General features: G+C 66.9%; 17 protein-coding genes. 6 read left to right on the top strand and 11 right to left on the bottom strand.

The window, feature by feature from the left end; translation table 11 throughout:
* Positions 1 to 187: 187 nt before the first annotated feature.
* Complete coding sequence (locus tag AC58D2_RS07695) at positions 188 to 2170, bottom strand: BCCT family transporter (protein ID WP_497388940.1); 1983 nt, start codon at positions 2168 to 2170, stop codon at positions 188 to 190.
* A gap of 233 nt (positions 2171 to 2403) precedes the next feature.
* On the opposite strand from AC58D2_RS07695, the gene AC58D2_RS07690 reads away from it, so the two are divergent.
* Positions 2404 to 3015, top strand: coding sequence for a response regulator (locus tag AC58D2_RS07690; RefSeq protein WP_497388938.1), 612 nt, complete (start codon positions 2404 to 2406; stop codon positions 3013 to 3015).
* Here AC58D2_RS07690 and AC58D2_RS07685 read toward each other — a convergent pair.
* Positions 3001 to 5256: a sensor histidine kinase gene (locus tag AC58D2_RS07685; protein WP_497388936.1), complete on the bottom strand. Its 2256-nt coding sequence runs from the start codon at positions 5254 to 5256 to the stop codon at positions 3001 to 3003. The genes AC58D2_RS07690 and AC58D2_RS07685 overlap by 15 nt on opposite strands.
* Before the next feature lie 429 nt (positions 5257 to 5685).
* Between AC58D2_RS07685 and AC58D2_RS07680 the strand changes: the two genes are divergently transcribed.
* Positions 5686 to 12162: an autotransporter domain-containing protein gene (locus AC58D2_RS07680; protein ID WP_497388934.1), complete on the top strand. Its 6477-nt coding sequence runs from the start codon at positions 5686 to 5688 to the stop codon at positions 12160 to 12162.
* A 105-nt stretch (positions 12163 to 12267) separates the two neighbouring features.
* On the opposite strand, the gene AC58D2_RS07675 is transcribed toward AC58D2_RS07680, so the two are convergent.
* From AC58D2_RS07675 to AC58D2_RS07665, 3 genes are read right to left on the bottom strand one after another with little or no spacing between them, the layout of a single operon-like run.
* Positions 12268 to 12651, bottom strand: a complete 384-nt coding sequence (locus tag AC58D2_RS07675; RefSeq protein ID WP_497388932.1) for an OsmC family protein — start codon at positions 12649 to 12651, stop codon at positions 12268 to 12270.
* A 56-nt stretch (positions 12652 to 12707) separates the two neighbouring features.
* Positions 12708 to 13700 (bottom strand): alpha/beta fold hydrolase, encoded by a 993-nt coding sequence (locus AC58D2_RS07670; RefSeq protein ID WP_497388930.1) that lies wholly within the window; start codon positions 13698 to 13700, stop codon positions 12708 to 12710.
* Positions 13676 to 14548 (bottom strand): oxygenase MpaB family protein, encoded by an 873-nt coding sequence (locus tag AC58D2_RS07665; RefSeq protein ID WP_497388928.1) that lies wholly within the window; start codon positions 14546 to 14548, stop codon positions 13676 to 13678. Before AC58D2_RS07665 ends, AC58D2_RS07670 begins: the two co-directional genes overlap by 25 nt.
* Positions 14549 to 14625: 77 nt before the next feature.
* Here AC58D2_RS07665 and AC58D2_RS07660 point away from each other — a divergent pair, with 77 nt between their 5' ends.
* On the top strand, positions 14626 to 15855 hold the full coding sequence (locus AC58D2_RS07660) for an acyl-CoA dehydrogenase family protein (RefSeq protein ID WP_497388926.1): 1230 nt from the start codon (positions 14626 to 14628) through the stop codon (positions 15853 to 15855).
* Between the two features lie 43 nt (positions 15856 to 15898).
* Here the strand turns inward: AC58D2_RS07660 and AC58D2_RS07655 are convergent, their stop codons facing one another.
* On the bottom strand, positions 15899 to 16996 hold the full coding sequence (locus tag AC58D2_RS07655) for an acyl-CoA dehydrogenase family protein (RefSeq protein WP_497388924.1): 1098 nt from the start codon (positions 16994 to 16996) through the stop codon (positions 15899 to 15901).
* 32 nt (positions 16997 to 17028) lie between these two features.
* Positions 17029 to 17676: a TetR family transcriptional regulator gene (locus AC58D2_RS07650; RefSeq protein ID WP_497388922.1), complete on the bottom strand. Its 648-nt coding sequence runs from the start codon at positions 17674 to 17676 to the stop codon at positions 17029 to 17031.
* A 113-nt stretch (positions 17677 to 17789) separates the two neighbouring features.
* Here AC58D2_RS07650 and AC58D2_RS07645 point away from each other — a divergent pair, with 113 nt between their 5' ends.
* From AC58D2_RS07645 to AC58D2_RS07635, 3 genes are all read left to right on the top strand, one after another.
* Positions 17790 to 20261 carry a TonB-dependent receptor gene (locus AC58D2_RS07645; protein ID WP_497388920.1) on the top strand — a complete coding sequence of 824 codons (2472 nt, stop codon included), beginning with the start codon at positions 17790 to 17792 and terminating at the stop codon, positions 20259 to 20261.
* A gap of 205 nt (positions 20262 to 20466) precedes the next feature.
* Positions 20467 to 21843: a flagellar filament capping protein FliD gene (gene fliD, locus AC58D2_RS07640; RefSeq protein WP_497388918.1), complete on the top strand. Its 1377-nt coding sequence runs from the start codon at positions 20467 to 20469 to the stop codon at positions 21841 to 21843.
* 11 nt (positions 21844 to 21854) lie between these two features.
* The gene (locus AC58D2_RS07635; protein ID WP_497388916.1) at positions 21855 to 22250 is read left to right on the top strand and encodes a flagellar export chaperone FliS; all 396 of its coding nucleotides are present in this window, start codon (positions 21855 to 21857) and stop codon (positions 22248 to 22250) included.
* A 145-nt stretch (positions 22251 to 22395) separates the two neighbouring features.
* Here AC58D2_RS07635 and AC58D2_RS07630 read toward each other — a convergent pair whose 3' ends face one another.
* From AC58D2_RS07630 to AC58D2_RS07615, 4 genes are all read right to left on the bottom strand, one after another.
* On the bottom strand, positions 22396 to 23460 hold the full coding sequence (locus AC58D2_RS07630; RefSeq protein ID WP_497388914.1) for a sigma-54 interaction domain-containing protein: 1065 nt from the start codon (positions 23458 to 23460) through the stop codon (positions 22396 to 22398).
* Between the two features lie 183 nt (positions 23461 to 23643).
* On the bottom strand, positions 23644 to 24504 hold the full coding sequence (locus AC58D2_RS07625) for a flagellar motor protein MotB (RefSeq protein WP_497388912.1): 861 nt from the start codon (positions 24502 to 24504) through the stop codon (positions 23644 to 23646).
* Positions 24504 to 25367, bottom strand: a complete 864-nt coding sequence (gene motA / locus AC58D2_RS07620) for a flagellar motor stator protein MotA (protein ID WP_497388910.1) — start codon at positions 25365 to 25367, stop codon at positions 24504 to 24506. Before motA ends, AC58D2_RS07625 begins: the two co-directional genes overlap by 1 nt.
* A 91-nt stretch (positions 25368 to 25458) precedes the next feature.
* On the bottom strand, positions 25459 to 26289 hold the full coding sequence (locus AC58D2_RS07615) for a flagellin (protein ID WP_497388908.1): 831 nt from the start codon (positions 26287 to 26289) through the stop codon (positions 25459 to 25461).
* Between the last annotated feature and the right edge of the window lie 11 nt (positions 26290 to 26300).

Here is a 26300-nt window from a genome sequence, read left to right as displayed (position 1 = left end):
TATGAATCCCGGATCAAGTCCGGGATGACAAATGAGGTTGAGCGAATGGCGTCCCCACCCAAAAGCGGACATCCGGAGGCGCGCGCAGAAGCATAGAGCGCGCTCTAGAGCGCTATAGCGAAGCGGCATTGTCGCGGTGCGCTATTTCCCCAAGAGCCCTCCGGCGTCCTTTCGGGGTACGCCCTCGTCACGCCAGTCGGCGCAGGTGGCGGAAGCGGGCGTAGCGGTTGAGCAGGTCGTTGATGATCTGGTCGCCGCCATAGCCCGTGACATCGTGCGGCTGATCGCCTTCCGAACTGTGGGCCATCGCGCGGAAATGCATTGGGTCGCTGTCCTGTTGCCGCCGCGTTTCCGCCCAGACGAAGCTCGGCGCGCGGAAGCCGCGGGCGCGGATCGTGTAACGAAAGCTGTGCTCGCCGTGCGCGACGTGCAGGTCGATATGGTCGTCGGCCTGGGTCAGCGTCGGCGACAAACCCGCCTCGCGAAGCTGGGCCGCCACCGCTTCGAGCGCCGGCCGCGCGCTGTCGGCGAGGAAAGCCAGGATTTCCCCGCGCCGGTGATAATGGGTGATGCTCGCCAGGCGTTGCTGCCAGCTGCGTCCCGCGGCGGGCGGCGCATCGCCGGATTCGGCCGACAGGTCGATACCCGCCGCGTCGCCCTCGGTCTGGAGCGCGCGCAGCAGGCCGTAGCAGATGAAGATCATGATCGCCGCAAAGGGCAGCGCGCTGGCGATCGCCGCGGTCTGGAGCGCCTCGAGACCGCCCGCGAGCAACAGCACCGCGGCGACCGCGCCCGCGCAGCAGGCCCAGAAGACGCGCTGCCACACCGGCGGGTTGTCGGCGGCGCCCGACGTGATCATGTCGATCACCAGCGCGCCCGAATCGGCCGAGGTGACGAAGAAGGTGATGACGAGCAACGTCGCGAGACCGGAGGCGACCCACGACAGCGGCAGCTCCGCCAGCGTCGCGAACAGCGCGGCGGGCGGATTGTTCGCGGCGGTATCGGCGATCGCGGCGCTCCCGCTCATGTCGAGCGCGATCGCGCTGTTGCCGAACACCGTCATCCACAGGAAGGTGAAGAGGACGGGGACGAGCAGCACCCCGCCGACGAACTGGCGGATCGTGCGCCCGCGCGAGATGCGCGCGATGAACATGCCGACGAAGGGCGACCAGGCGATCCACCAGCCCCAATAGAAGAGCGTCCAGTCGCCGAGCCACGGATTGGGTTCATATGCGTACATGCGAAAGGTGCGCGAGACGACCGCGCCAAGATAAGTACCGATATTCTGGACAAAGGCCTGGAGCAGAAAGATCGTCGACCCGGTGACCAGCACGAAGGCGAGCAGCGCGATCGCGAGGACGATGTTGAGTTCGGACAGGCGCTTCACGCCCTTGTCGAGCCCGGCAACCACCGACAGCGTCGCCATGCCGGTGATCGCGGCGATCAGGACGAGCTGGACCGGCAGGCTTGTCGGCAAGCCGAAAAGATAGGCGAATCCGGCGTTGACCTGAAGCACGCCGAGACCGAGCGAGGTCGCCACGCCGAACATCGTACCGAGGACCGCGAAAATGTCGATCGCATGGCCGATCGGCCCGTGAATGCGCTTGCCGATCAGCGGATAGAGCGCCGACCGGATGGTCAGCGGCAGGCCGCGGCGGAACGCGAAATAGGCGAGCGCGAGCCCGACGACGATATAGATCGCCCAGGCGTGCAGCCCCCAATGGAAGAAGGTCAGCACCATCGCCTGCCGCGCCGCTTCGACCGTGCCGCCCGCACCCACGGGGGGCTGCGCATAATGCTGGATCGGCTCGGCGACCCCGAAGAAGATCAGGCCTATCCCCATTCCGGCGCTGAACAGCATCGCGAACCATGACAGATAGCTGTAATCGGGCTCGCTGTCGTCGGGGCCAAGCTTTACGTCGCCATAACGGCTGAACATCAGAAACAGCACGAAAACCAGAAAGCCCGCGACGGCGGCAATGTAGAACCAGCCGAAATCCTGCACGATCGCGGCCTGTACGGCATCGAATACGGTGCGCGCCTGGTCGGTGAACAGCGCGCCGTAGAGCGCGAAGAGCAGGGTCAGGGCCGCCGAGATGAAGAAGACCGGCGGGTTGACCTTAAGCCCGAAGCGCGATCGCGGAGCGGCGTCTGCGGTCTTTTCGGTCATGTCCGGCGGCTTCGGTTCCGCAGGCGGGACGGCAGGGCGGGCGTCAGCGCGCGGGGCGGGTTCGGTCTCGCGAAACGGGTCATCGGGCGGCGATAGCATGGTTTTCCTCCGATCGCAGCCTCGCGCCGTACCGCGCCTTATGGCCCCCTGGCCGACCCCAGATAAATTCGGGTTGCGGGGCGGCGCCGCAATGGGGCATCGCTTGCCGGTGCATCGATGCGGGAAGGGGGGCCATGCATCACAGGATCCTGATCGTGGACGACCATCCGGTCACGCAAAGCGGGCTGCGGCTGCTCTTCGCGGGGCACGAGCGGTTCGTGGTGGTGGGGGGGCTCGACCGCGGCGCGACGGTCGGCGCCTTCGTTCAGTCCCAGCCGGTCGATATCGTCATCCTCGACCTCAACCTGCCCGACGTGCGCGGGGTGAATGTCCTCGCCGAAATCGTCGGGTCGCGCGACATGACGGTGATTATCCTGACCGGCGAAAGCCACTATGGCGAAATCGATTACGCGTTGAAACTCGGCGCGCGCGGGGTGGTCGGCAAGGGCGACCCGCCCGATCAGATCATCGCCGCGTGCAATGCGGCGGTTGCGGGCGACGTTTATGTTTCGCCTGCGATGGCCGAGGCGCTGGGCAAGTATCGGCAGCCGCCGGTCAGCCTGTCGTCGCGCCAGATGGCGATTCTCCACTATCTTGCTCAGGGCGAGAGCAACAAGGAGATCGCCTATCGCCTGTCGATCGCGCAGCCGACGGTGTCGTTCCATATCGCGGAATTGCGCCGCAAGCTCGATGTCGCCAACAATCGCAAGATCGTGGACAGGGCGCAGGAGCTAGGGTTGCTCTGAGCGTGGCCGCAACAGCGGATGGGCCAGAAGTTCGCGGCACAACGGCTTGATCAGCATCATGCCCGCGCTCTCGGCCAGGCGGCCGCGCGTGACGGTCGTGTCGTCGTAGGTCAGCGCGACAATATGCTCGCGCGGCACCGCATCGGCATCGACCGCCGCTTCGAATTCGGTACGCTCGTCGAAGTCGACGAGCCGGCGGTGCGTCAGCGCGGCGCGCAGGTCTTGCGGCGCGGCGGGGGTCGTGGCCGCAAAGGCGCAAGGCAGGGCGATTTCCACCAGCGTGCCCTGCGGGGTCGATCGCACGATGCGCAGCGACCCCGCCAAGGTCTCGACGAGCCGCTTCGCCGCGAGGAATCCCGACCCCGTGCCGGCCACGCTTTCGTCGCCGCGCAACCGCGTCGCACTCGCGTCGTTGAGCCGTGCAACGATGTTGGCGGTCATGCCGCGGCCGGTGTCGGCGACCGCGATAGTCGCGGTCTCGCCGTCGCGCTCGACGCGGATCGTCGCCCCGCCCTGATCGGTATATTTGTGACTGTTGCTGAGCAGGTTGGCGATCGCGCGCATCAGCAGCGCCTTGTCGGATACGATCGCGACGTCGCCCTCGATGGCGGTTGCGAGCGTCAATCCCTTGGCGGCGAAAGCGGCCTTGAACATCATCGCGAGCGGTTCGGTGAGCGTTTCGGCGCGGAAGCAGCCGAGCGCGACGAAATCCGACGCGCTCCCCGCGATATTTGCCCCCGACATGGTGGTCGACACGATTTCGCTCAGATAGCGCGCCGAGCTTTGCAGCATGTGGGTCAGGTCGCGGTGGGTGTCGCCGTCGCCGGTGCGCTCGAGCGCGGTGACCGCGCTGTTGAGCGCGAGGATGACTTGCTTGCTGTCGTGGCCCGAGGCGTGAAGCAGCGCGTTCTGGCTGTTCACCGTGGCGAGTGCGAACGCCTTTTCCTCCGCAAGCCGCGCCGCGCGCTCGCTGATCGCGACGCGGTCGGCCATCGAGGCGGCGTAATTGGCGTCGGCGGTCAGTTTGTCGGCCTGGATCTTCTTGAGATTGAGCCCGAGCGCGAGCGTGACCATCATCGATTCGAACAGGCCGACGGGGCCCGCGAGGTGCCAGTTGATCGGCAACCAGGCAAAAACCCCCATCGAGGCGACCGCGGCGTAAACGATGAACAGGGCGAGCGCCGCCCATCCGACGAACAGCGGCCAGAGCTGGCGTCCAAGCTGCTGCATCGCGGCGAAGCCGACGAAGGGCAGGAACAGCGCGACCGCAACGGCGACGAGCCAGCCGCCGACGTGGAGCGCCGCGCGCGCGGCGGGAGGATAGAGCGCCAGCGCCGGCTGCGCCGCCATGATGACTAGCGCGGCGGCGATGAGGATCTTCAGGATGCGGTCGCGGCGGGGGAAATGAACCTGGGTCCGCACGAAGCTGCGGCAGAATTGCGCCATGCTCGCCGCGAAGCCGCATTTGAACATCTCTTCGAGCGCGACCCCGACGAGCGGCTTGTCGGCCAGGAAGAAGATGGTGATATAGCCCTCGGAATGGACGGTGTTCAGCGCAAAAAAGCCCTGCGCGATCGCGAGCCAGACGAATTCGCGGTGACCGGTGATCGAGAAGAAGAGGAAATTGAGCAGGATCAGGATCGCGATGCTCAGCACCACCCCCGACACCATCGCGATATTGGCGCGGCGGTCCTTGAAAAAGCTGCCATAGGTCTCGATCCGGATCGGCATATAGGTCGAATTTTCGGAAAGCATGTCGATCAGGATCAGCTTTTCCTCGCGCGGCTGGAGCACAAGCTCGCTGCTGAACGCCTGATAGGTGCGCAGATTGTCCGACGCGGCGCGCGGGTCGGTCCCGTCGACTTTCAGCGAAAGCCGCCCCTTCGTCCATTCGTAGAGCCGGAAATATTTGAGCGATCCCCGCCCCGTGGTGAAGATCCAGCTCCCCTGGTCGTCGCCCGCGTTGCGCACACGCAACCATGCGACCGTGCGGGCGCCGGGCGGCCCGAAATGGATCGTCGGCCCGGAAATGCGTTCGCCGGGGCGGGTGAGCATCTCGTCGATGCGGCCCGGAACGACGCCGTCAGGCGATCGAACGAAGCGCAGAAAGGGCGCGATCGGGCCGGAATCCGCGCCCGGAGTCAACTCGACCGCCGGTCCGGCGGGCGTTGCGGCACTCGCGGGCACGGCCAGCACCCCCAGCACCATGGCCCACAGGATCATCAGCCGCGCGATCGTCATGCCCCCTATGCCCCTTGCCCGCGTGCCGGTTCGGACCCGGCGTCGCCTTGGGGCCGATTGCCGCTATCCGGTCAATAGTAATCGATTGATATCAAGCCCTTTCATAATTTTCATAATTGTGTTGCCGCATGTTTCATCATTTTTCATCGCTTAGGGAAAGACATGCCGGGCCGGCGCGCGGCACATCCTGCCCGTGACCGAACGCCGGTCCGGCCGCGCGGCGATACCCCTAAATTACTTTGGGTAGACGGTGCGCCCGGCTGGCAACTAGTCACATGAATACAAAGTCGAAGGGCTCCCGCGCATGTGGGGCGCGCCATTCGGCCGGGGGCGCAAGAACGATTGGCGGATGAACGGGACGGACGGCGCGCGGCGTCGTTTCCGACCGGTCCTGCCTGTCCGTGTGAATTTTGAGGGGAGTGTCATTTGATGTCGGCTGTTTCGAAATCCCGCCTGCTCGCCACGAGCGCCATCGCCGGTCTTGCGGTGCTCCAGCTTTCCACGCCGGTCCAGGCGCAGCAAGCCTTCGGTGTCCACAACGACCAGGCCGAACCGCTCGAGGTCACGGTCGCGGAGGACGAGGAGATCGTCGGCGACGACATCGGCGTCTATGCCGACAACGGCCCCGTTGTGATCGACAATCAGGGCGAGATTCGCGGCAACGGCACCAGCCCCGGCAGCATCGACAGCCGGCCGAGCGGGGGGGTGGTTATTGCGCAGGCGGGATCCGTCGTGAACAATGACGACCTGATCTCGGGCGCCGCCAACGGGATCGCGACGAGCTATTTCTTCAGCGAGGATGCGAACGGCGACAATCTGCCGCCGCAGGCGCTGGCCACCGACACGACCGTCACCAACAGCGGCCAGATCATCGGTGAAGGCGGCTCGGGCGTCGCGCTTGCCGGGGGCGGCACGGTCACCAACAGCGGAAACATCAAGGGGTTCAACAGCACCAACGGCAGCGGTGCCAACGGCATCGGCGTCGCGATGACCGAATTCCCCGACGCGATCGCCGACGACGTCACCGGCATCGGAACGATCAGCAACAGCGGGACCGGCCTGATCGAGGGCCAGACGTTCGGAGTCATTCTGTCGGGCGGCGGCACGGTCGACAACGACGGCGCAATCCGTGCCAGTGGCCAGTTCAATCCCCAGACGCCCGGGGTCATCCCGATCGGCCTCGTCATGGGGGCAACCCCCGACCAGACCGGCCGCAGCGCGACGCTCGACAATGACGGCACGGTCGAAGGCCTGCTCGGCGTATTGGCGGGCGGCACGCTCGTCGACACGACGATCGACAACGACGGCACGATCAACGGCTATGCCATCGGCGTCACCGGTCAGTCGACCGGGACGCTGACCGTCAACAACGGCGCGAACGGTCAGATCCTCGGCGGCACCAATGCCGTGGCGTCGAACGTCGGCACGCTGGTTGTCGACAATGCCGGCCTGATCAACGGCGGCACCGGGGTCAACATCGCGACCGCCGGGGCCCAGATCACCAACAGCGGCACGATTCGCGGCACGAATTTCGGCATCACGACCGCGACGACCGCCGATCCGGCGACCGGTCAGGTGCTGGGGCTCGCGATCGGGACGAGCGTCGACAACAGCGGCACGATCACCGGGCAGAACAACGACGGCGTGCGCATGATCGGCGGCGGCACGGTCACCAACAGCGGTACGATCGAAGGCATTGCGAGCACACCTTCGGCGCTCACCGACGGTATCTCGATGTTCGGTTTCGAGGGGCAGGATCTGTCCGGAACCACCGCGATCGGCACCGTCGTCAATGCCGAGGGCGGGACGATCCGCGGCGACCGTTTCGGCGCGATCATTTCGGGCGGCGCGGTGGTCGAGAACCAGGGGCTGATCACCGGCAACACCGGCGGTCTCTATCTCCAGACCAACACGACCGAGGAAACGGGCAAGACCGCGTCGCTGACCAACGGCGGCACCGTTTCGGGCGGCATGGGCGTCGTTTTCGGCAGCAACCTCGAATCGTCCGAACTCGTCAACACGGGCACGATCACCGGCACTTCGACCTTCGGCGTCTCGAACGGCTCCTATGGCCGGCTGTCGATCGCCAACGAGGAAGGCGGCGTCATCGAAGGTTCGACGATCGGCGTCTATGACGACGAAGGCGGCATCGACCTGGTCAACGCCGGAACGATCCGCGGCAACGGCACCTATGACGGGTTCGAAGAGCCGCCGCACGCCGGTGTCACCATCCTCGGCGCGCCGTCGACGATCGCCAACAGCGGCACCATCTCGGGCGCCGGCGCCGGCATCACGACGGCCTATTATCTGAACGTCGAGACCGGCGCGCTCGAGGGGCGCGCGACCGATACGCAGGTCGACAACAGCGGCACGATCGCGGGCGAAAGCAACGACGGCATCCGCCTGATCGGCGGCGGCAGCGTGACCAACAGCGGGTCGATCAGCGGCAGCGGCCGCGGCGATGCCGACGGCATATCGATGTACGCCTACACCGACCAGTCGAACGAAGATTACAGCGCGCTCGTCACCAATGCCGAGGGCGGCTCGATCGAGGGCGAACGCTTTGGCATCATCCTGTCGGGCGGCGGCGAGGTCGACAATGCGGGGGATATCGCGGGCATCAACGGCGGCGTCTTCATCCAGGGCACCGCGCTGAACACCGATGCGAGCGAAGACCGCAGCGGCCTGACCGCCAGCGTCGTCAATTCGGGGACGATCCACGGCACCGGCAATTTCGGCGGCAGCGACGGCGACGGCTATGGCGTCGGCTTCGGCAGCGACATGTCGACCGCGACGCTCGACAACAGCGGTTCGATCGTCAGCGACTTCGGCGTCGGCGTGCTCCAGGGGTCCCGCGCCGACCTGACGCTGACCAATGCCGAAGGCGGCACGATCACCGGCGCGACGTCGGGCGTCTATGCGAATGCGACGGGAACGCTCGCGCTCGTCAACGCCGGGACGATCCGCGGCAATGGCAGCTACGACGGCTTTGCCCAGACCCCCGACGCGGGCGTCACGATCGGGACCGCCGCATCGAGCGTGACCAACAGCGGCACGATCTCGGGCGCCGGGGCGGGCATCACCACCGTCTATCTGTACGACGAGGATATCGGCGACTTCGCCGGCTTCGCGATCGGGACCACGGTCGACAACAGCGGCACGATCAGCGGCGAGGGCAATGACGGCGTGCGCCTGATCGGCGGCGGCAGCGTGACCAACAGCGGCACGATCACCGGCGCGGGCGCCACCTATGCCGACGGCATCTCGATGTACGCCTATGCCGACCAGTCGAGCGACGGCTATGCCGCGGCGGTGACCAACGCCGAGGGCGGATCGATCGAAGGCGATCGTTTCGGCATCATCCTGTCGGGCGGCGGCGACGTCGACAATGCGGGGGATATCGCGGGCGCCAACGGCGGCGTCTTCATCCAGGGGACCGCGCTCGACAGCGGCGATCGCAGCGGCCTGACCGCCAGCCTGACCAACTCGGGAACGATTAGCGGGACGCGCGACGACGGCATCGACGGTTATGGCGTCGGCTTCGGCAGCGACCTTGCGACCGCGACGCTCGACAACAGCGGGTCGATCCTCAGCGAAGCGGGTGCGGGCGTGTTCCACGGCACGCTGGGCGACGTCACGATCACCAACGCCGAAGGCGGGGTGATCGAGGGCGGCACCCACGGCGTCTATGCCGGCGGCGACGGGTCGCTGCACCTGGTCAACGCAGGAACGATCCGCGGCAACGGCAGCTATGAAGGCCCCGATGCCCCCGCCGACGCCGCGGTGATGATCCAGTCGGGCGGCGCCATCGTCGAAAACAGCGGCATGATCTCGAGCGCCGGGCAGGGCATCGTCACCCAGCTCTATTTCAACGAGGAGGCGGGGCAGCTCGAACAGCGCGCCGCCGACACGACGGTGGTCAACAGCGGCACGATCCGCGGCGAGACCAACGACGCCGTGCGCCTGTTCGGCGGCGGCAGCGTGACCAACAGCGGGACGATCGAAGGCGTCGCGGGCGAGATGACCGACGGCGTCACGATCCAAGCCTTTGGCGGCCAGGACACCAGCGGCAGCACGATGCTGGGCAGCGTCGTCAATGAAGACGGCGGGACGATTTCGGGCGCGCGCTACGGCGTGCTCGCGGTCAGCGGGGCGTCGGTGACGAATGCCGGCACCATCTCGGGCGGGCTGACCGGCGTCGTCATCGGCAAGCAGGGCGCCGCCGGCAAGGCGGGCGTGCTCGACAACAGCGGTACGATCGAGGGCGGTGTGCTGATCGACGTCGACACCGCGAGCGCGACGAACAGCGGTTCGATCGTCAGCGACACCGGTACGGCGTTCACGTCGCTCGGCCAGATCGACCTGGTGAACAGCGGCACGCTGGCCGGGGCGAACGGCGTCGCGGCGACGCTGAGCGCGTTCGACGACAGCGTGACGCTCAAGACCGGCAGCGCGATCACCGGAGTGGTCGACGCGGGCGATGGCATCGACAGCCTGACGCTCGACGGCGACGTGCTCGAACTCACCGAGGCCCAGCAGATCGGCGGGGCGGCGGGCTTCGAGACGCTCGAGGTCGCGAAGGGCTATTGGACCACGAACGGCTATGTCGGCGAGTTCGACAGCGTCGGCATCGCCGAAGGCGCCGCGCTTCAGGTCAACGAAGTCGACCTTGGCGGCGAAGACGGTCCGTCGACGCCGATCGACACCGGCACGGTGTCGGTCGACGGCCGGCTGGTCCTGAACTTCGGGCAGGACGATGTCGTGTCCACGCTCGATGCGCTGTCGATCACCGGTTCGGGCAGCCTCGAACTGATCGGCGAGGCGGTGTTCCTGGTCGACACCGATACGATCGCGCATACCGGTGGTACCACGATCGCGAATGGCGGGCTCGTGCTGACCGGCACCCTGCAAGGCGATGTGACGACCGAAGGCGACGGCACCTTCACGCTCGGCGCCGGCGGGACCGAAGGCAATTTCGCGGGCGATATCGTCAACAACGGCCGCTTCGTCTTCAACCGGTCGGACGATTACGACTTCGGCGGCGCCTTTTCGGGCACCGGCACGCTCGACAAGATGGGGACGGGGACGCTCTCCTTCCTCGGCGATTATGATTTCGACGGGATCACCAACATCCTGGGCGGATCGGTTCGCATCGGGGGCCTCATCGATCCCGAAACCGACTTCAACGTCGGCGAAGGCACGCTCGACCTCAGCGGCAACGACCAGACGATCGGCGGCCTTTCGGGCGGCGCGGGAGCGGGGGTCGAGATCGGCGCCAACCAGCTGACCGTCAATCAGGACGAGAACAGCGAGTTCGCCGGCGAGATCACCGGCACCGGCGGCCTGACCAAGACGGGCGAAGGCACGCTCAACCTGACCGGCGACAACAGCTACACCGGCCCGACAACGGTCAGCGGCGGCAAGCTGGCGGTCAACGGGTCGATCACCTCGCCGGTCACCGTGACCGACGGCGGCGCGCTGGGCGGCAACGGCACCGTCGGGTCGACCGACGTCGGCAACGGCGGCATCGTGGCCCCCGGCAATTCGATCGGTCGCCTGACCGTGGCCGGCGACCTCGATTTCGCGGCGGGTTCGACCTATCAGGTCGAGGTCAATGCCGCGGGGCAGGCCGACCGCATCGACGCGACGGGCACGGTCACGATCGACAGCGGTGCCAGCGTCGCCGTGATGGCGGCGGACGGCAATTACGCGGGCCGCACCGACTATGTCATCCTGACCGGCGCCGGGGGCGTCGACGGCACCTTCGGATCGGTGACGAGCGACCTTGCCTTCCTCGACCCGCTGCTGCGCTACAGCGCCGACACCGTCACGCTGTCGCTCTATCGCAACGACGTCGATTTCGCCGATGTCGCATTCGGCGCCAATCAGGCGGCGGTTGCCGGCGCGATCCAGTCGCGCGGCATCGACGATCCGCTGTTCGAAGCGGTGGTGAACCAGAATGCGGCCGGCGCGCGGACCGCCTATGGCGACCTGTCGGGCGAAATCGTCGCGAGCACGCTCAGCGGGCTCACCGATGACAGCCGGTACCTGCGCGGCGCGCTGCTCGGGCTCAAGGCACCCGAAGCCGGCGGCGCCTTCGTCTGGGGTTCGGCGTTCGGCGGCTGGGGCGATTTCGACGCCCGCGGCGGTCGTTTTGGCATGGACACCGACCACAAGGGCCTCGTCGCGGGCTTCGGCTATGGTGGCAATGGCTTTGCCGCGGCGCTGTCGGCGGGGATCGGCGATTCGGACTTCCATCTGAACGGCCGCACCGACCGCGCAAAGGTCGACAGCAAATATCTGGCGGCCCATGCGGTCTATGGCACCGGTGAAGGGCTGCGCGGCGCCTTTGGCATCGCCTATGCGTGGCACGATATCGACACCAGCCGCTCGGTGACCTTCGCACCGCTGGCCCAGTCGCTCAGCTCGAAGCGCGACGCGACGACGCTGCAGCTGTTCGGCGAACTCGGCTATGACGTGGTGACCGGCGATGCGGCGGTAACACCCTTCGCCCGCCTTGCCCACGTCAGCACCAAGAGCGACGCCTTCGTCGAAACCGGCGGCAGCGCCGCGCTCGACGTCGACGGCGCGAAGCAGAAGACCACCTTCCTCAGCCTGGGCCTGCGGGCGCGGGGCGGGGTCGGCCAGGTCGGCTTCCAGCCCTATGTCTCGGCGGCATGGAACCGCGCGTTCGACGATCGCGGCGCTCCGGTCGGCGCGGCCTTTGCCAGCGGCGGCGCCCCCTTTGCGATCACCGGCACGCTGATCCCGAAGAGCTCGGCGGAGATCGAGGCGGGCTTCGACTATGACGCCGGCGGCTTCACCATCGGCGCCGGATATACCGCCACCCTCGCGTCGGGACGCGACACGCAGGGCGTCAAGATTACCGCTCGCTTCTCCTTCTGATCCGCGACCCTATCGGACGGAGAATCGGCGGCAGGGGCCGGAGCGAGCGATCGCTCCGGCCCCTTTCGCTTGATCGGCGGGCAGCGAAGCGCCGCCGCCAGGGCGTCAGGAAAGGCGCGTGTCGATCGGCAACCCGGCCTTCAACGTCAGCGTCACGGGCGTGCGTTCGGCGATGTCGGCAAGGCGCGCCTGCTGGTCGGCATCGAGCCCGGCGATCGTCAGCGTCCGATCGATCCGCATCGCATCGCGTCCGCCGCTCAGCCGCAATCCGACCGCGACCGATTCGAGCGGCCAGTCCTTGCGGTCGGCGTACATGCGCAGCGTGATCGCGGTGCACGCGCCGAGGCTGGCGAGCAGCAGGTCATAGGGCGCGGGTCCCGCGTTCTGCCCGCCGAGCCCCGGGCCTTCGTCGGCGACGAGGTCGTGGCCGCCGACCGCGATCTCGGTGCGATAATGGTCCCTGCCGATGCGCGCGGTGCCGTGGGCCATAGCCTGTCTCCTGCCGGGTGAGCCCCCGTCATGGCGCGGATGCGGCGACGGTGCAATCAACCCTTCGGCGGAACGCGGCGCCGCAGCCAGGGCAGCAGGATCGCCTCGACCTCTTCGGCGCATTCGGCCTGCGTCCAGTGGCCGCAACCTTCGAGCATATGCGCGTCGAGGTCGGGGACGTGCGCCCGCATGACCGGGAGAGGGTCGGCGGTGCCAAGCAGCAGCGCCGGATCGCGCGTACCGCCGACGAACAGCGCGGGGATGCCGATCACGGGATCGAACGCGCCCGCCCAGTCGTGATCGCGGCCATGATTGCGATAGCGATTGAGCGCGCCCGCGAAGCCGGTGCGGGCAAAGGTTGCCGCGGCGTGGGCGAAATATTCGCGATCGATCCAAGCCGGCAGCGCGTCGGGATAGCGCAGCCCGTCCATCAGTGCGGAGTCGTGCGGCTTGTCGTGCGGCCAGTCGCCGGGCGCGGCATCGCCCGAGATGCAATGGTAAAAGGCGTGCAGGAAGCGCGCGGGATCGGCCTCCAGCTCGGCTTCGGCGCGCCCGGGCTCCTGGAAATAGGCCTGATAGAAAAAGCGGCCGCGATCGGTGAAGCGACGCTTGAAGATCGCGTCGAAGGGGGCGGCGGCGCGCCCGAGCCAGGGGATCGAGAGCGCCGCGACGGCGCCGAAACGGTCGGGGCGCGCCATCGCCGCGTTCCACACGATCGACGCGCCCCAGTCGTGACCGACCAGCGTGGCGGGCGCACCGGGCGAAAGCGCGTCGGCGACCGCGACGAGATCGCCGACGATCGCCTCCATCCGATAATCGGCGATCGCCGCAGGCCGGTCGCTCTCGCCATAGCCGCGCACGTCGATCGCGCACGTCGAATAGCCCGCGGCGGCGGTCGCCGCCGTCAGCCGGTGCCACGACCCGCGCAGCTCGGGAAAGCCGTGGACGAGGAGGATCAGCGGGCCGTCGCCCGCGACGTCGGCGGCGATCCGAACGCCGCCGTGGCCGGCGATGGATCGCACGGTCAGGGCGCCGGGCGGCGGCGCCACGCCGTGTCGCCGGGCAGGCCGAGTCGCTCGGCCGCCTGCCACGCGGGCGAGTTGCGATCCTTCACCCGGTCTGCCAGGCGGGCCATCGCCTTCACCATCAGCCGGTCGCGCAGGGTCAGATCATAGTCGGCGCCCAGCTCGAGTCGGGCGCGCACGACCGGGGGCAACAGCGACACCGCGGCGCGCGCGAGCGCCTTGTGCAGGACGCGCGGCAGGGTCGGCGCGGCCTTGCCCGACCGGATGATGTCCAGGAACTCGATATTGATCGGATGCGGCTCGAACCGCGGCAGCAGCGCGTCCATCATCGCCAGGAAGTCGGCTTCGGACTGCGGCGTCCGGGTGACACCGTAAAGCTCGGCGATCGGCTGCCCCTCGCGCCAGTATCGCGCCTGGTCGGCGGCCGAAAGGGGGCGGACGAAGCGGTGATAGGCGGTCAGGAACCCGTATTGCGCGGTCGCATAGACCCAGTTGAGCAGGTCGGGGTCGAGCGCGCGATACGCCTCGCCCTTCGGCGTGGTGCCCGACACCCTGGCGTGCATGCGGTTGACGCCCCCGATCACCCGGCGCGCGGCGCTCGCGGGACCGTAGACGCCGACCATCGCCGCCATTCCCGTGCGCTGCGAGCGGCCGATCGGATCGACCTTGTAGATCGAATGGTCCCACACCCCCGACCGGATGCGCGCGTCGGCGAATTCCAGCAGCACCGCCGCGACCCCGCCGACCGCCATCGCGACCGGATTCTTGAACACGCGCCATTGCACCGAATCGGGCGCGAGCAGGGCCGCTTCGCCCTTTGGACTAGCAAAATCGATCGTCCGCGCGGCGGACGGCTTGCGCATCTGGTTCATCGAAATATCGTCCGTTCGATTGACCTTGGGACAATAATCGTTATCAGACGTGATAATTGTTTGCAACGGGTGAACCGATGAACCTCGACTGGAGCGATGCCGAACGGGCCTTTGCCGAAGAGATGCGCGCGCTGCTGGAGCGCGAGCTGACGCCGGAGCTGTGCGCCGGCGCCGAAGGCATGACGAGCGTCTATGCCGACCATGCCATATCGATGGACTGGCAGGCGCGGCTGCACGCGCAGGGGCTGGCGGCACCGCACTGGATGCCGGGTCATGGCGGGCGCGACTGGAGCGCGGCGCAATTCTATCTGTGGGCGCGCGAACGGGCGCGCGCCGGCGCGCCGCCGCTGTCGCCAATGGGTATCCACATGGTCGCGCATGTCATCGCGGCCTTTGGCACCGATGCGCAAAAGGCGTATTTCCTGCCGCGCATCCTGAGCGGGGAAATCTTTTTTTGCCAGGGCTATTCGGAGCCGGGAGCGGGGTCGGATCTTGCGGCGCTGCAAATGCGCGCCGAGCCCGACGGCGACGATTTCCTGCTCAACGGCTCGAAGATCTGGACCACGCACGCGGGCGAGGCGAACTGGATTTTCTGCCTCGTCCGCACCTCGAAGCACGACCGGCCGCAACAGGGCATCACCTTCCTGCTCGTCCCGATGGACCAGCCCGGTGTCACGGTGCGGCCGCTGACGATGATTTCGGGCGAGACGATCCAGGCAGAGGTGTTTTTCGACAACGCCCGCTCGGCCCGGGCGAACGTGATCGGCAAGGTCGACCGCGGCTGGAGCGTCGCCAAATATCTGCTTGAGTTCGAACGCGGCGGTGCCGCCCATGCCCCGGCGCTCGCCATGCGGGTCGACGCGCTTGCGCGCCGGGCGGCCGAAACCCCGGCGGGGGATGCGATGCTCGGCGACGATCCGGTGTTCGCGCACAAGCTCGCGCGGGCGCGCATCCGGGTCGACGTGCTGGAGATGATCGAACTGCGCCTGCTGTCGGCCACGGGGCAGGGCGAAAGCGTCGGCGTGATGGCGTCGCTGCTCAAGATCATGGCGACCGAACTCGCGCAGCATATCACCGAACTCGGCTATGAAGCGGCGGGGCCGGCGGGTCTGGCGTTTCAACCGCATGGCGCCGCGCCCGGCGCGGAGGTGCCGGCACACAGCCCGCCCGCCGACGGGCATATCACCGGCGCGCCGTGGCAGGCGGTGGCGCCGCTGCGCTATTTCAACGAGCGGGCGGGGTCGATCTATGCCGGATCGAACGAGATCCAGCGCAACATCCTGGCGAAAGCGGTGCTGGGGCTTTAGCCCCCAAGGGGGCAGAGCGAGCGCCGACCCTGGAGTTCCGACCCTAGACGGCGATCGCCATCGCCGCGGCATAGCGTGCGACATGCGCGTCGCCGGTGCCGAGCCGCTGCTCGATTGCCGTCGCGCGCTTGAAATAATGCCCGACGCGAAGCTCTTCGGTCATGCCCATCGCGCCGTGCATCTGTACCGCTTCCTGCCCGATCTGCCGCAACGCGTCGCCGATGGTCGCCTTGGCGGCGGCGCTCGCGCGGACGTCGCCGGGCCTCAGCGCGGCGAGCATTGCCGCCGCGGCGATCTGTTCGCGCAGCAGCAGCATGTCGACCATGCGATGCTGGAGCGCCTGGAAACTCGACAGCGTCCGGCCGAACTGCCGCCGCTGTCTGGTATAGACCAGCGTGTCGTCGAGAAGCACGCGCGCGAGCCCTGCCGCCTCGGCACAGGTCGCCGCAATCGCCGCTTCGATTCCGGCCGCAAGTGCGGGTTCGGCGTCCACGCCGCTGCCGATCTCGCGCATGCCCGCAACCCACAATCCGTCGAGGACGAGGTCGCCCGCGGGCATGTCGTCGATCGTCGCATAGGCGTGGAGCTTGTCGCAGAGCGCCGCACCGGGCAGCGCGAACAGGTGCAGCGTCCCGTCGCGGTCGCGCGCGGGGACGATGACCTCGCTTGCCTCGGCGGCGAAGGGCACCGCGATCTTGCGTCCGGTCAGCGTCCAGCCGTCGGGTGCGGGCTCGGCCCGCGTGCGGATCGCGGCGATGTCGCCGCGCGTGTGCGGTTCCTCTATCGCGGTGACGATCAGCGCGTCGCCCCGGGCGATCGCCGCAGCCCGCGTCGCGTCGCCGAGCGCGAGCAGCAGCGTTGCCGACAGGACATGGCAGTCGATGAACGGGGTCACCGCAAGCGCGGCGCCGAGTTCCTCGGCGACGATCATCGCCGCGACGCGCCCGCCGCCGAAGCCCCCCACGATTTCGGGCAGCGGCGCCGCGCCGACGCCGATCGCAGCATCGATCTCGCGCCACGTCGCGAGCTGCGCCTCGGCGCCGCGCATCGTGCGCCGTGTCTCGAACGGCAGATGCTGCGCGAGGAACCGCGCGAGCGAATCGCGCAGCAACCGCTCTTCTTCGCTGAATTCCAGGTCCATGCGGCCGTCTATGCGCCCCCTCCGCGCAATTATCAAGCCTGATAATTTCTGACCAGTCCGGCGAGCAGCGTTTCAACCGTATGACGGCGATACCGCGCGTGGAGCGCATCGTCGGCGTGCGGCTTGCCCTCGAACACCACCTGCAAGGTCAGGCGGTTCGAATAAAGGCCGTCGGCCGCCCCGATCGTGTTGAAATAGAAGAGCTTGGGATCGACGTCGCGAAACTCGCCCGCCGCGATCCCCTCCTCGATGATCCGCGCCTGCGCTCCGGCGATCTTCTTCAGCAGCTCGTCGCCGATGTGGCGCACGCGCTCGGGCTCGGCATCGCGGACCATATATTGGATCAGGCGATTGAGGTAGGGGATGCGGTAGTAGGTATCGAGAATGCCCTCCAGATGGATACGCATCCGGTCGGTCGCGGTGACGTTGAGGCGGAACAGCGCGTCGAGCTGGCGGATCGCGCGCAGCACGTCGCGATCGAGCAGCGCCGCGAGCATTCCTTCCTTGTCGCCGAAATAATAGCGGATCATCCCGTGATTCACCCCGGCGCGCGCCGCGATCTCGACGATGCCGACGTCGATCTTGTCCTGTTCGCGCATCAGCGCGCTCGCCGCCTCCAGCAAGGCGTCGCGGATCGATCCGCGGGTTCGGCTTTCCACTTTGTCACGCTGCGTCGCCATCGTCGCTCCTTGCCCCCGAAAGACCATCTCGCCGCGCAAATTGCAATTGCTGTTGCAATATCTATCAGTGGTGATAACTATCACGTCTGATAAGAATCGCAAATTGGGAGGGTATGATGACGAGGATCGCGCGGTCTGTGCTGTTCGCGGGTATCGGTCTGGCGGCGCTGGCGGCGGCGCCGGTGCGGGCGCAGGAGGCGGAGGACGACACGCCTGCCGCGTCGCCGGGCAACGACGTGATCGTGGTGACGGCGCAGCGCCGCGCCGAAGCGATCAACGACGTCGGGCTGTCGATCCAGGCCTTTTCGGGCGACACGCTGGAAAATCTGAGGGTGACGTCGACCGAGGACCTCCAGGCCGTGGTGCCGAGCCTCAACGTGTCGCGCGGGTATCAGGGCATTCCCATCTACACGCTGCGCGGGATCGGCTTCAACACGATCAACCTGTCGGCGACCTCGACCGTCGGCACCTATCAGGACGAGGTCGCGCTCGCCTATCCGTTCATGAACAGCGGCCCGGTCTACGACCTCGAGCGCGTCGAGGTGCTGAAGGGTCCGCAGGGCACGCTTTACGGCCGCAACACGACCGGCGGCCTCGTCAACTTCATTTCGGCCAAGCCGGTGTTCGGCGAATTGTCGGGCGGGGTGACCGTCGAAGGCGGCAGCCAGCAGACGCTGAACAGCGAAGGCCACCTCAACATCCCGCTCGGCGACGCGATGGCGGCGCGCATCGCCTTTCGCACCGAGGACAGCTGGGAAGGCTGGCAGCACAGCATTTCGCGCGACGAAAAGCTGGGCGAAGTCCATCGTTATGGCGGTCGCCTGACCCTGACCGCCGAGCCGGTCGACGGAATGAAGATCGAACTGGGCGGCAATTTCTGGATCAACAAGTCCGACACGCTGGCCGGGCAGGCGGTCGGGTTCACCCCGAACACCGACCCCGACAGCGGCACGGTGTTCAGCCTGTTCAACGCCCCCGGGCTTGCCGATTATGTCGCCGCGAACGGCACCAGATGGGATTCGAACAGCGCCGACTGGGCGCCGCAATCGGTGCGCGGCGCCGACATCGGCATCGGTCCGGGCATCGACGGTCCGCTTCGAGAGGATAGCGATTTCATCGGTTTGCGCGGCCTGATCCAGTTCGACCTGACGAGCGACCTCAGCTTCATCTCGCTCACCGGCTACAACAGGGTCAAGCGCAACGCCAAATATGACTGGAGCGGCGCGCCATACGAGATTCTGGTCCAGCACGCCGAAGGCAAGATCGAGAGTTTTTCGCAGGAACTGCGCTTCCAGGGATCGACCGGCCCCGCCGACTGGGTCGTCGGCGGCTATTATGCCAAGGACACGCTGACCGACACCAACCAGACGCTGCTGGGGCAGAATGCCAATGTCGGGGCGATCCGCGCGCTGATTTTCCAGCTCGACCTGTTGAACTCGCCGTTCAACTCGCCGGGCTATACCGCGACCGACGTCGCGCAATCCTTCCGCACCTATCGCGACCAGGCGGCGTTCGATACCGAAACGTGGAGCCTGTTCGCGAGTGCCGACTGGCAACTCGCCGAGACGCTGAAGCTCACGACCGGCGTCCGTTATACGAAGGATCGCCAGGACTATGAGGGTTGCTCGCGCTCGATCGGCGATTCGATGCTGCCCAACGTCAACCTGTTCAACCGGGCCTTCTTTTTCCAGGTCTATGGCGCGTTCACCGCGCCGATCACGACCGATCAGTGCAACACGTTCGACGTCGATACCGGCACCTTCGGCCCGGTCACCTCGACGCTGAACGAGGATAATGTCGCGTGGCGCGGCGCGCTGACGTGGGAGCCCGCCGACGACGCGCTGCTCTATGCGTCGGTGTCGCGCGGCTACAAGTCGGGATCGACGCCGGTCAACGCCGCCAATATCGCGACCCAGAATCGTCCGGCGCGGCAGGAGGAGCTGACCGCCTATGAGGTGGGCACGAAGCTGGGCCTGGCGAACCGGCGCGTGAACCTGAATCTCGCGGCCTTTTATTACGACTATTGCGACAAGCAGCTCGCGGTCTATTTCGCCGACCCGATCTACACGACGCTGTTGCGGCTCGACAATATTCCCAAGTCGCGCGCCTATGGCCTCGACGGCGATGCCACGTTCCGCCTGACCGACAGCCTGACGTTCAATCTCGCCGCGACCTGGCTCAAGACCGAGATCCAGGGCTATGTCGGGATCAACGCCGCGGGCCAGCCGCTCGACTATGACGGCTACAGTTTCCCGTACAGCCCGAAATTTTCGGGTGCGGCGACGATCACCTATGATGCGCCGGTCGGCGACACGCTGGGCATCCGCGCGATCCTCAACGGCCGCTACCAGTCCGGGACGCAGAGCACGATCGAGGATTTCGCGCCGCTCGCCATCAAGGGCTATGGCATCCTGAACGCCAGTCTTGGCGTCCATGACCTGGACGGCAAATGGGACGTGTCGATCTGGGGCCGCAACATCACCGACACCTATTACTGGATGTCGGCGGCGACCAACGCGAACACGGCGGTCCGCTTTCCCGGTCGCAGTCCGAGCTACGGCGTCACGGCAAAGTTCAACTTCTAGGGTCCTGACCCTCGGTGCCGGCTGGCGATGCCGGCGGGGGCCTCCTCTCGGGCCTGGGCGGGGCGCCGGCGCACGATGGGGCCGCGCCCCGCCGCCTTGTCGCCTTGTCGCCTTGTCGCGCGGGCGACGGTTTTTCGCAAACGACACGCAATTCCCGCTTAATCGCGCCCTTTCGCCGCCGTTAACAGGGGCGAAGGATATTGCCATGGTCAGTTCAATCGCCAACAGCCTGGGCCTCGGGTCCGGGATCGACACCGCCCAGATCATCTCCGACCTGGCCGACGCGTCGCGCCAGCCGAAGATCGACCGGATGACGACGCTGACCCAGCAGAACCAGACACGGATCAGCGCGGTGGCGCAGGCCCGCTCGGACCTCGAAGGCTTCGCCGATTCGCTGAGCCAGATGGTCGAGGACGGGACGCTGCGCAGCACGCCGACCGTTTCCTACGACAGCGTCCTGACGGCGACCGCGCGCGCCGGATTGCAGGCCGACAGCTTCGCCGCGACGATCGAAGTCACCCAGCTGGCGCGCGCGCAGACCGCCTATTCGGCGGTTGTCGCCGACCGCGAGGCGGCGATCGGGCAGGGAACGATGACGCTGAGCGTCGGCGGCACCGATTACGCGATCGCCATCGACGCCACCAATGACAGCCTGAACGGCCTCGCCGACGCGATCAATGCCAGCGATAGCGGAGTCACCGCATCGATCATCGCCGACGAGGGCGGTTATCGCCTGATCGTCAAGGGACAGACCGGCGAAGCGAACGGCTTCACCCTGGCCGCCGACGCCGGTGCGGATCCTGGCCTGTCGGCCTTTTCCTATGGCGCCGGCGGCAGCATGGCGCTCGGCCAGGCGGCCGCCGATGCCCGGTTCACCATCGACGGGGTGTCGTTCAGCCGCGCGACGAACATCGTCGACGACGTCGTCCCGGGCATGTCGCTGACGCTCAAGAAGGCGGCACCCGGCCAGCCGGTCGATATCGGCGCGAGCCGTCCGCTCGACATGATCCGCCAGACGGTGAATGATTTCGTCGCGGTCTATAACCAGCTCAAGGAAAGCCTGTCCTCGGCGTCCAGCCTGTCGGGCTCGACGATGTCGCTGCGCCAGCTCGAATCGACGCTGGGCGGTCTCGTCGGCACCGTCCTGACCAGCGATCCCAGCATCAACAAGCTGACCGACATCGGCATATACACGACCAAGGACGGCGTCCTCGCGGTCGACAGCGACAAGCTCGAAAAGGCGCTCGCCGCCGATGCAGGCGCCGTGGAGGCGCTTTTCAACCCGCGGCGCGATGCGACGCACAGCGCGACGAGCGACCCGGGCATTGCCGGCGCGCTCGACGCGATCCGCGACGCCGCGGTCGCGACCGACGGCGTGCTGACCCGCGTCGGCGAATCGCTCGACGCGAAGAGCGAGGCGCTGGCCGAACAGCTCGAAAAGATCGAGGAGCGCGAGGCGACCTACAAGGCGCGGCTCGAAAAACAGTTCAGCGGCCTCGACGCGAAGCTCGCGGCGTTCAAGGCGACGCAATCCTATCTCGAACAACAGATCGAGATCTGGAACAACCAGTACAAGAACTAGGGCTTCAGACCGTGCCAGCCACCGCCTCGACCGTCCGGGCAACGGGCCTCTATCGCCGTTTGCAGCACGAAAGCCGTGCCGCGGCCGCCGATCCCGTCGAACTCGTCCAGATGCTCTACGACGAGCTCGAGATCGCGGTCGGCGTCCTCATTTCGATGGTCGGACAGGGCCAGCGCGTGTCGGCGACCGACCCCGCGCACCGGGCGCGGTCGATCCTCATCGGACTGGATGTCGGGCTCGATCGCGACGCCGGCGCCGACGTCGCCGATTCCCTGTCGCGCGTCTATCGCAGCATGCGTCGCAAACTCGACGATTCGGTCGCGGCGAACAGCGCCGAGGGCTTTGCCGAGCTGCTCGCCGGGGTGCAGACGATCAGCGCCGCGTGGAGGAAGATCCGCGAGGGCTGACCCGTCGCGGCAGATGGCCGGGCGGGCAACCCGCCCGAAAACAAGTCGCACCCGGCCGCCCTAGGTGGGGACGGGCGACCGGGTGACTTGAAAGGGGTGGACCAGTACCCCTTTTTCAGCAGAGCTGAACTGTGGCGGCTGCCGGTCAGGCGGCCTGTTGTTGCTGCACGCCGTATTTGCGCATCTTCTCGATCAGCGTCGTACGCTTGAGCGACAGAAGGCGGGCGGCTTCGGAAATGATCCCGTCGGCGAGGTCGAGCGCGACGTGGATCTGTTCGAGTTCCATCGATTCGATTTCGCGTTTCAGGTCGATCGGGCGGCCGGGCGCCGGCGATTTGGGGAGCGCGACATGGATCGCCTCTGCGATGTCGGCGACCGCGAGCGGTGCGCTGGCAACGGCCAGACGCGGCGCGAGCGCGGCGGTCGGGTTCAGGAGCAGGGCGACATCCTCTGCGCCCAGCGTTTCGCCGCCGTGGAGTACGCTGGCACGCTCGACGAAGTTGCGCAGTTCGCGGACGTTGCCCGGCCAGTCGTGCTGCATCAGCAACGCGATCGCGGCATCGTCGAAGCGGCACTTGGCGTCGCCGGGCATCTTGCGCTGGAAGTGGCGGATGAGCGCCGGAATGTCCTCGACGCGGCTGGCCAGACTGGGGACCTGGAGCACAACCACGCCGAGCCGGAAGAACAGGTCTTCGCGGAACTTGCCCTCGGCGATCGCGGCACCAAGATCCTGGTGCGTCGCCGAGATGACGCGAACGTCGACCTTGCGCATCTCGCTGCTGCCGACACGGACGATCGTCCGGTCTTCCAGCACGCGGAGCAGCTTCACCTGCATGTCGAAGCGCATGTCGCCGATTTCGTCGAGAAAGATGGTGCCGCCGTCGCTCGCCTCGAAATGGCCGATACGGCGGGCGGTGGCGCCGGTGAACGAGCCCTTTTCATGCCCGAAGAGTTCGGACTCGATCAGCTCGCCCGGAATGGCGCCGCAATTGATCGCGGAAAAGGTCTTGCCGGCGCGAACGCCTTCGTCGTGGATGGCGCGGGCGACGAGTTCCTTGCCCGAGCCCGACGGACCGCAGAGCATGACTGACGCGTTCGAGCGCGCCACGCGGCGGATCATGTCGCGCAGATGCTGCGCGGCGGCGCTGTGGCCGATGATCAGCGTTTCGAGCGCGGTCTGGTCGCCGCGATTGTGCGTACCCTCAGTCATTGTCATCTCCACTGCGCCCCACCCAGTGGCGCCCCCTTCGATGACCCCGGATATTGAGCGAAATGGTAAACAAGACCTTTACCGTATCGGCATAACCCCTTCAAAACAAAGGGTTATTACCAAAATGGAACTATTGGCCCCGGAACTGCGTCGTTAACGATCCGATATGCTGCCAGAATGGCATTAATTGTCGAGCGGGAGGTCCCAGCCGAGCGTGACGGAGATGCGGCGGTTGCGCGGGTCGAGTCGATTCGACGGGACATAGGGCTCGCGATCGGCGACGCCTTCGATCCGTGCGAAACGGTCGGACGCGACGCCGCGGAACGCCAGATACTGCCGCGACACCTCGGCGCGTTCGACCGACAGGCGCCAGTTGTTGGTGCCGGCGCCGGCCGACCAGGGGGCCGAATCGGTATGTCCGCGGATCATCAGCTGGTTGGGAAGCCCCGTGACCGTCTTTGCCAGCTCGGTCAGGATGCGCGAGGCCTCGGGCGTCAGCTGGCTGGTGCCGAGAACGAACATCGAAAAATCGGCGTCGTCGACGATGTCGATGCGCAGCCCTTCGCGTGTCTCGGTGAAACGGATGTTCGGAGCCAGCCGGCGCAGTTCGGCCTTATCCTTCACGGCCTGCATCATCGCCTTTGCGAGCTGCTGGAACTTCAGCCGTTCGCGCTGCCGCCCCATCGCCTCGCGCGGGCCGCCGGTGGCGTCGCGCGGGATCGTCATCGACTTGGTGCCCGTCTGCGCCGCGCCGTGCGGATATTTGTCGGCGGCAACCAGCGAATCGCCGCCGAACAATCCGTTCGACCCGGCGGTATCCTGTTTCGCCTGGACGATCGTCGGGGCAAAATAGTCCGCGAGCGCCTTGCGCTGTTTCTCGGTGGTCGCGCCGAGCAGCCACATCAGCAGGAAGAAGGCCATCATCGCGGTGACGAAGTCGGCATAGGCGACCTTCCACGCGCCGCCGTGATGGCCGCCGTGCGCCTCTTCGATCACCTTCTTGACGATGATCGGGCGCAGCGGCGTATTCGGACGCGCGGCCATCAGCGCCCCCGCATTCCGTCGAAGACTTCGGCAAAGCTCGGCTGGTTGCTATGATCGACGCCCGAGCGCGCGGCCTCGATCACCAGCGGCTGCGGGTGGCCGTGCAGCGAGGCGATGATGAGTTGCTTCACCGTATGATAGATGGCGGCGTCGCTTTCGATCACCGTCTTTGCGCGCGTCGCGAACGGGCCGACGAGGCCATAGGCGAGCAGCACGCCCAGGAAGGTGCCGACGAGCGCCGACCCGATCATCGCGCCCAGGATTTCAGGCGGCTTGTCGATCGAGCCCATCGTCTTCACGACGCCGAGCACTGCCGCGACGATGCCGAGCGCGGGGAGCGCATCGGCCAGGCTCTGCAGGCCCTCGGCGGGCTTGATCGCATGGTGGTGGTGGTTCTTGACCGCATTGTCCATCACCTCTTCGACCGCATGCGGGTCGAGCGTTCCCGAGGAGACGACGACCAGGCGCAGCGTGTCGCAGATCAGGTGGACAAGCGTCTGGTCCTTCAGCAGCTTCGGATATTGCTGGAAGATCGGCGAACTCGACGGGTCCTCGATATGCGGTTCGACCGCCACGGGGCCTTCGGTCCGCATCATCTTCATCAGCGTCGATACGAGCAGGATGACGTCCAGATAGTCCGACTTCTTGTAGGTCGGTCCCTTGAACACCTTGCCCAGTCCGCCGGCGAGCGCCTTCAGGTCGGTGCCCGAATTGCCGATGATCAACGATCCGACGGCGGCGCCGCCGATGATCAGCATCTCGTGCGGCAGCGCGTGGAGCACGGGCTCGAGATTGCCGCCGGTGAACGCGAAGCCCCCGAAGACCAGCAGGATCAATACAACGATGCCGATGGCGGGAAACATGCGCAGTCAACTCCAATCGGGGCCGTCGGGCCCCGGCAAATATCCGGGCGTCGGGATGATTAACGGCAGGCGCGGTCGAAGATTGAGCGGATCAGCCCAAAATATCGAACAGCGTCTGGCGGTTGATGCGCGAGAAGGCGGCCTGCGCCGCCTCGAGCGTCAAATTGGTCGCATTGAGCTGCGCGATCGCCACCGACAGATCGGTGTCCTCGACCGTCGAGCGTTCGTCGGCGAGCGTGATGCCGCGGCTGGCGAGCCCGTCGCCGATGCGATCGAGCCGCCCGCCCGACAGCCCCAGCGCGGCGTTTTGATCGGCGACATGGGCGATGCCCGTCGCCAGCGTGTCGAGCGAGGCCCCCATTGCGGTCGAATCGCCGGCCGCGACCGCGCCGGCGGCGTCGCGCACCATTGTCGACAGGCTGTTGCCGTCGACGACGAAGGCGTCGGCGGCCGACGGCACCGGGGCGAAGGTGACGTCCGAATCGAAGCGCATCACCTTGGCATCGGCGGTCGCAAAGATCGGCTCGCCGTTCGAATCGCGGGTCGCGGCGAGGGCGTCGATCTCGTCGGCGATCGCCGCCAGTTCGGCGGCCACCGTCGAACGATCGTCGGCATTCATCGACCCGCTCGCCGCCGACAGCGTCAGTTCGCGCGCGCGCGCCATCAGGTTCGACGTCGATTTGAGCGCGCCGTCGGCCTGCGAAACGAGCGCCGCGGCGGCGTCGACATTCTTCTGCCAGCTCGCCATGCTCGCCTGCGCCTTGTCGATCGTCGCGACGCGGCGCGATCCGACGACGTCGTCCGACGCGCGCTGGATGCGCGTGCCGCTCGAAATCTGGACCTGCAGCCGGTCGATCTGGTCGGCGAGGGCGGATTGGCGCGCAATTTCGCGCGTCATGCGATTGCCGGTGGCGTTGATCATCTAATCAGCCT

The organism is Sphingopyxis sp. CR5 (assembly GCF_059693785.1).
The sequence above is the reverse complement of the archived record's forward strand: the minus strand, read 5'-3'. Positions and strand labels throughout refer to the sequence as shown.

Bases quoted from the DNA above. Each gene is read 5' to 3' on its own strand.
- AC58D2_RS07655 (WP_497388924.1), bottom strand. From the start codon at position 16,996: ATGGACCTGGAATTCAGCGAAGAAGAGCGGTTGCTGCGCGATTCGCTC.
- AC58D2_RS07645 (WP_497388920.1), top strand. From the start codon at position 17,790: ATGATGACGAGGATCGCGCGGTCTGTGCTGTTCGCGGGTATCGGTCTG.
- AC58D2_RS07695 (WP_497388940.1), bottom strand. From the start codon at position 2,170: ATGACCGAAAAGACCGCAGACGCCGCTCCGCGATCGCGCTTCGGGCTT.
- AC58D2_RS07690 (WP_497388938.1), top strand. From the start codon at position 2,404: ATGCATCACAGGATCCTGATCGTGGACGACCATCCGGTCACGCAAAGC.
- AC58D2_RS07630 (WP_497388914.1), bottom strand. From the start codon at position 23,460: ATGACTGAGGGTACGCACAATCGCGGCGACCAGACCGCGCTCGAAACG.
- AC58D2_RS07665 (WP_497388928.1), bottom strand. From the start codon at position 14,548: ATGAACCAGATGCGCAAGCCGTCCGCCGCGCGGACGATCGATTTTGCT.
- motA (WP_497388910.1), bottom strand. From the start codon at position 25,367: ATGTTTCCCGCCATCGGCATCGTTGTATTGATCCTGCTGGTCTTCGGG.
- AC58D2_RS07660 (WP_497388926.1), top strand. From the start codon at position 14,626: ATGAACCTCGACTGGAGCGATGCCGAACGGGCCTTTGCCGAAGAGATG.
- AC58D2_RS07625 (WP_497388912.1), bottom strand. From the start codon at position 24,504: ATGGCCGCGCGTCCGAATACGCCGCTGCGCCCGATCATCGTCAAGAAG.
- fliD (WP_497388918.1), top strand. From the start codon at position 20,467: ATGGTCAGTTCAATCGCCAACAGCCTGGGCCTCGGGTCCGGGATCGAC.
- AC58D2_RS07685 (WP_497388936.1), bottom strand. From the start codon at position 5,256: ATGACGATCGCGCGGCTGATGATCCTGTGGGCCATGGTGCTGGGGGTG.
- AC58D2_RS07680 (WP_497388934.1), top strand. From the start codon at position 5,686: ATGTCGGCTGTTTCGAAATCCCGCCTGCTCGCCACGAGCGCCATCGCC.
- AC58D2_RS07615 (WP_497388908.1), bottom strand. From the start codon at position 26,289: ATGATCAACGCCACCGGCAATCGCATGACGCGCGAAATTGCGCGCCAA.
- AC58D2_RS07650 (WP_497388922.1), bottom strand. From the start codon at position 17,676: ATGGCGACGCAGCGTGACAAAGTGGAAAGCCGAACCCGCGGATCGATC.
- AC58D2_RS07675 (WP_497388932.1), bottom strand. From the start codon at position 12,651: ATGGCCCACGGCACCGCGCGCATCGGCAGGGACCATTATCGCACCGAG.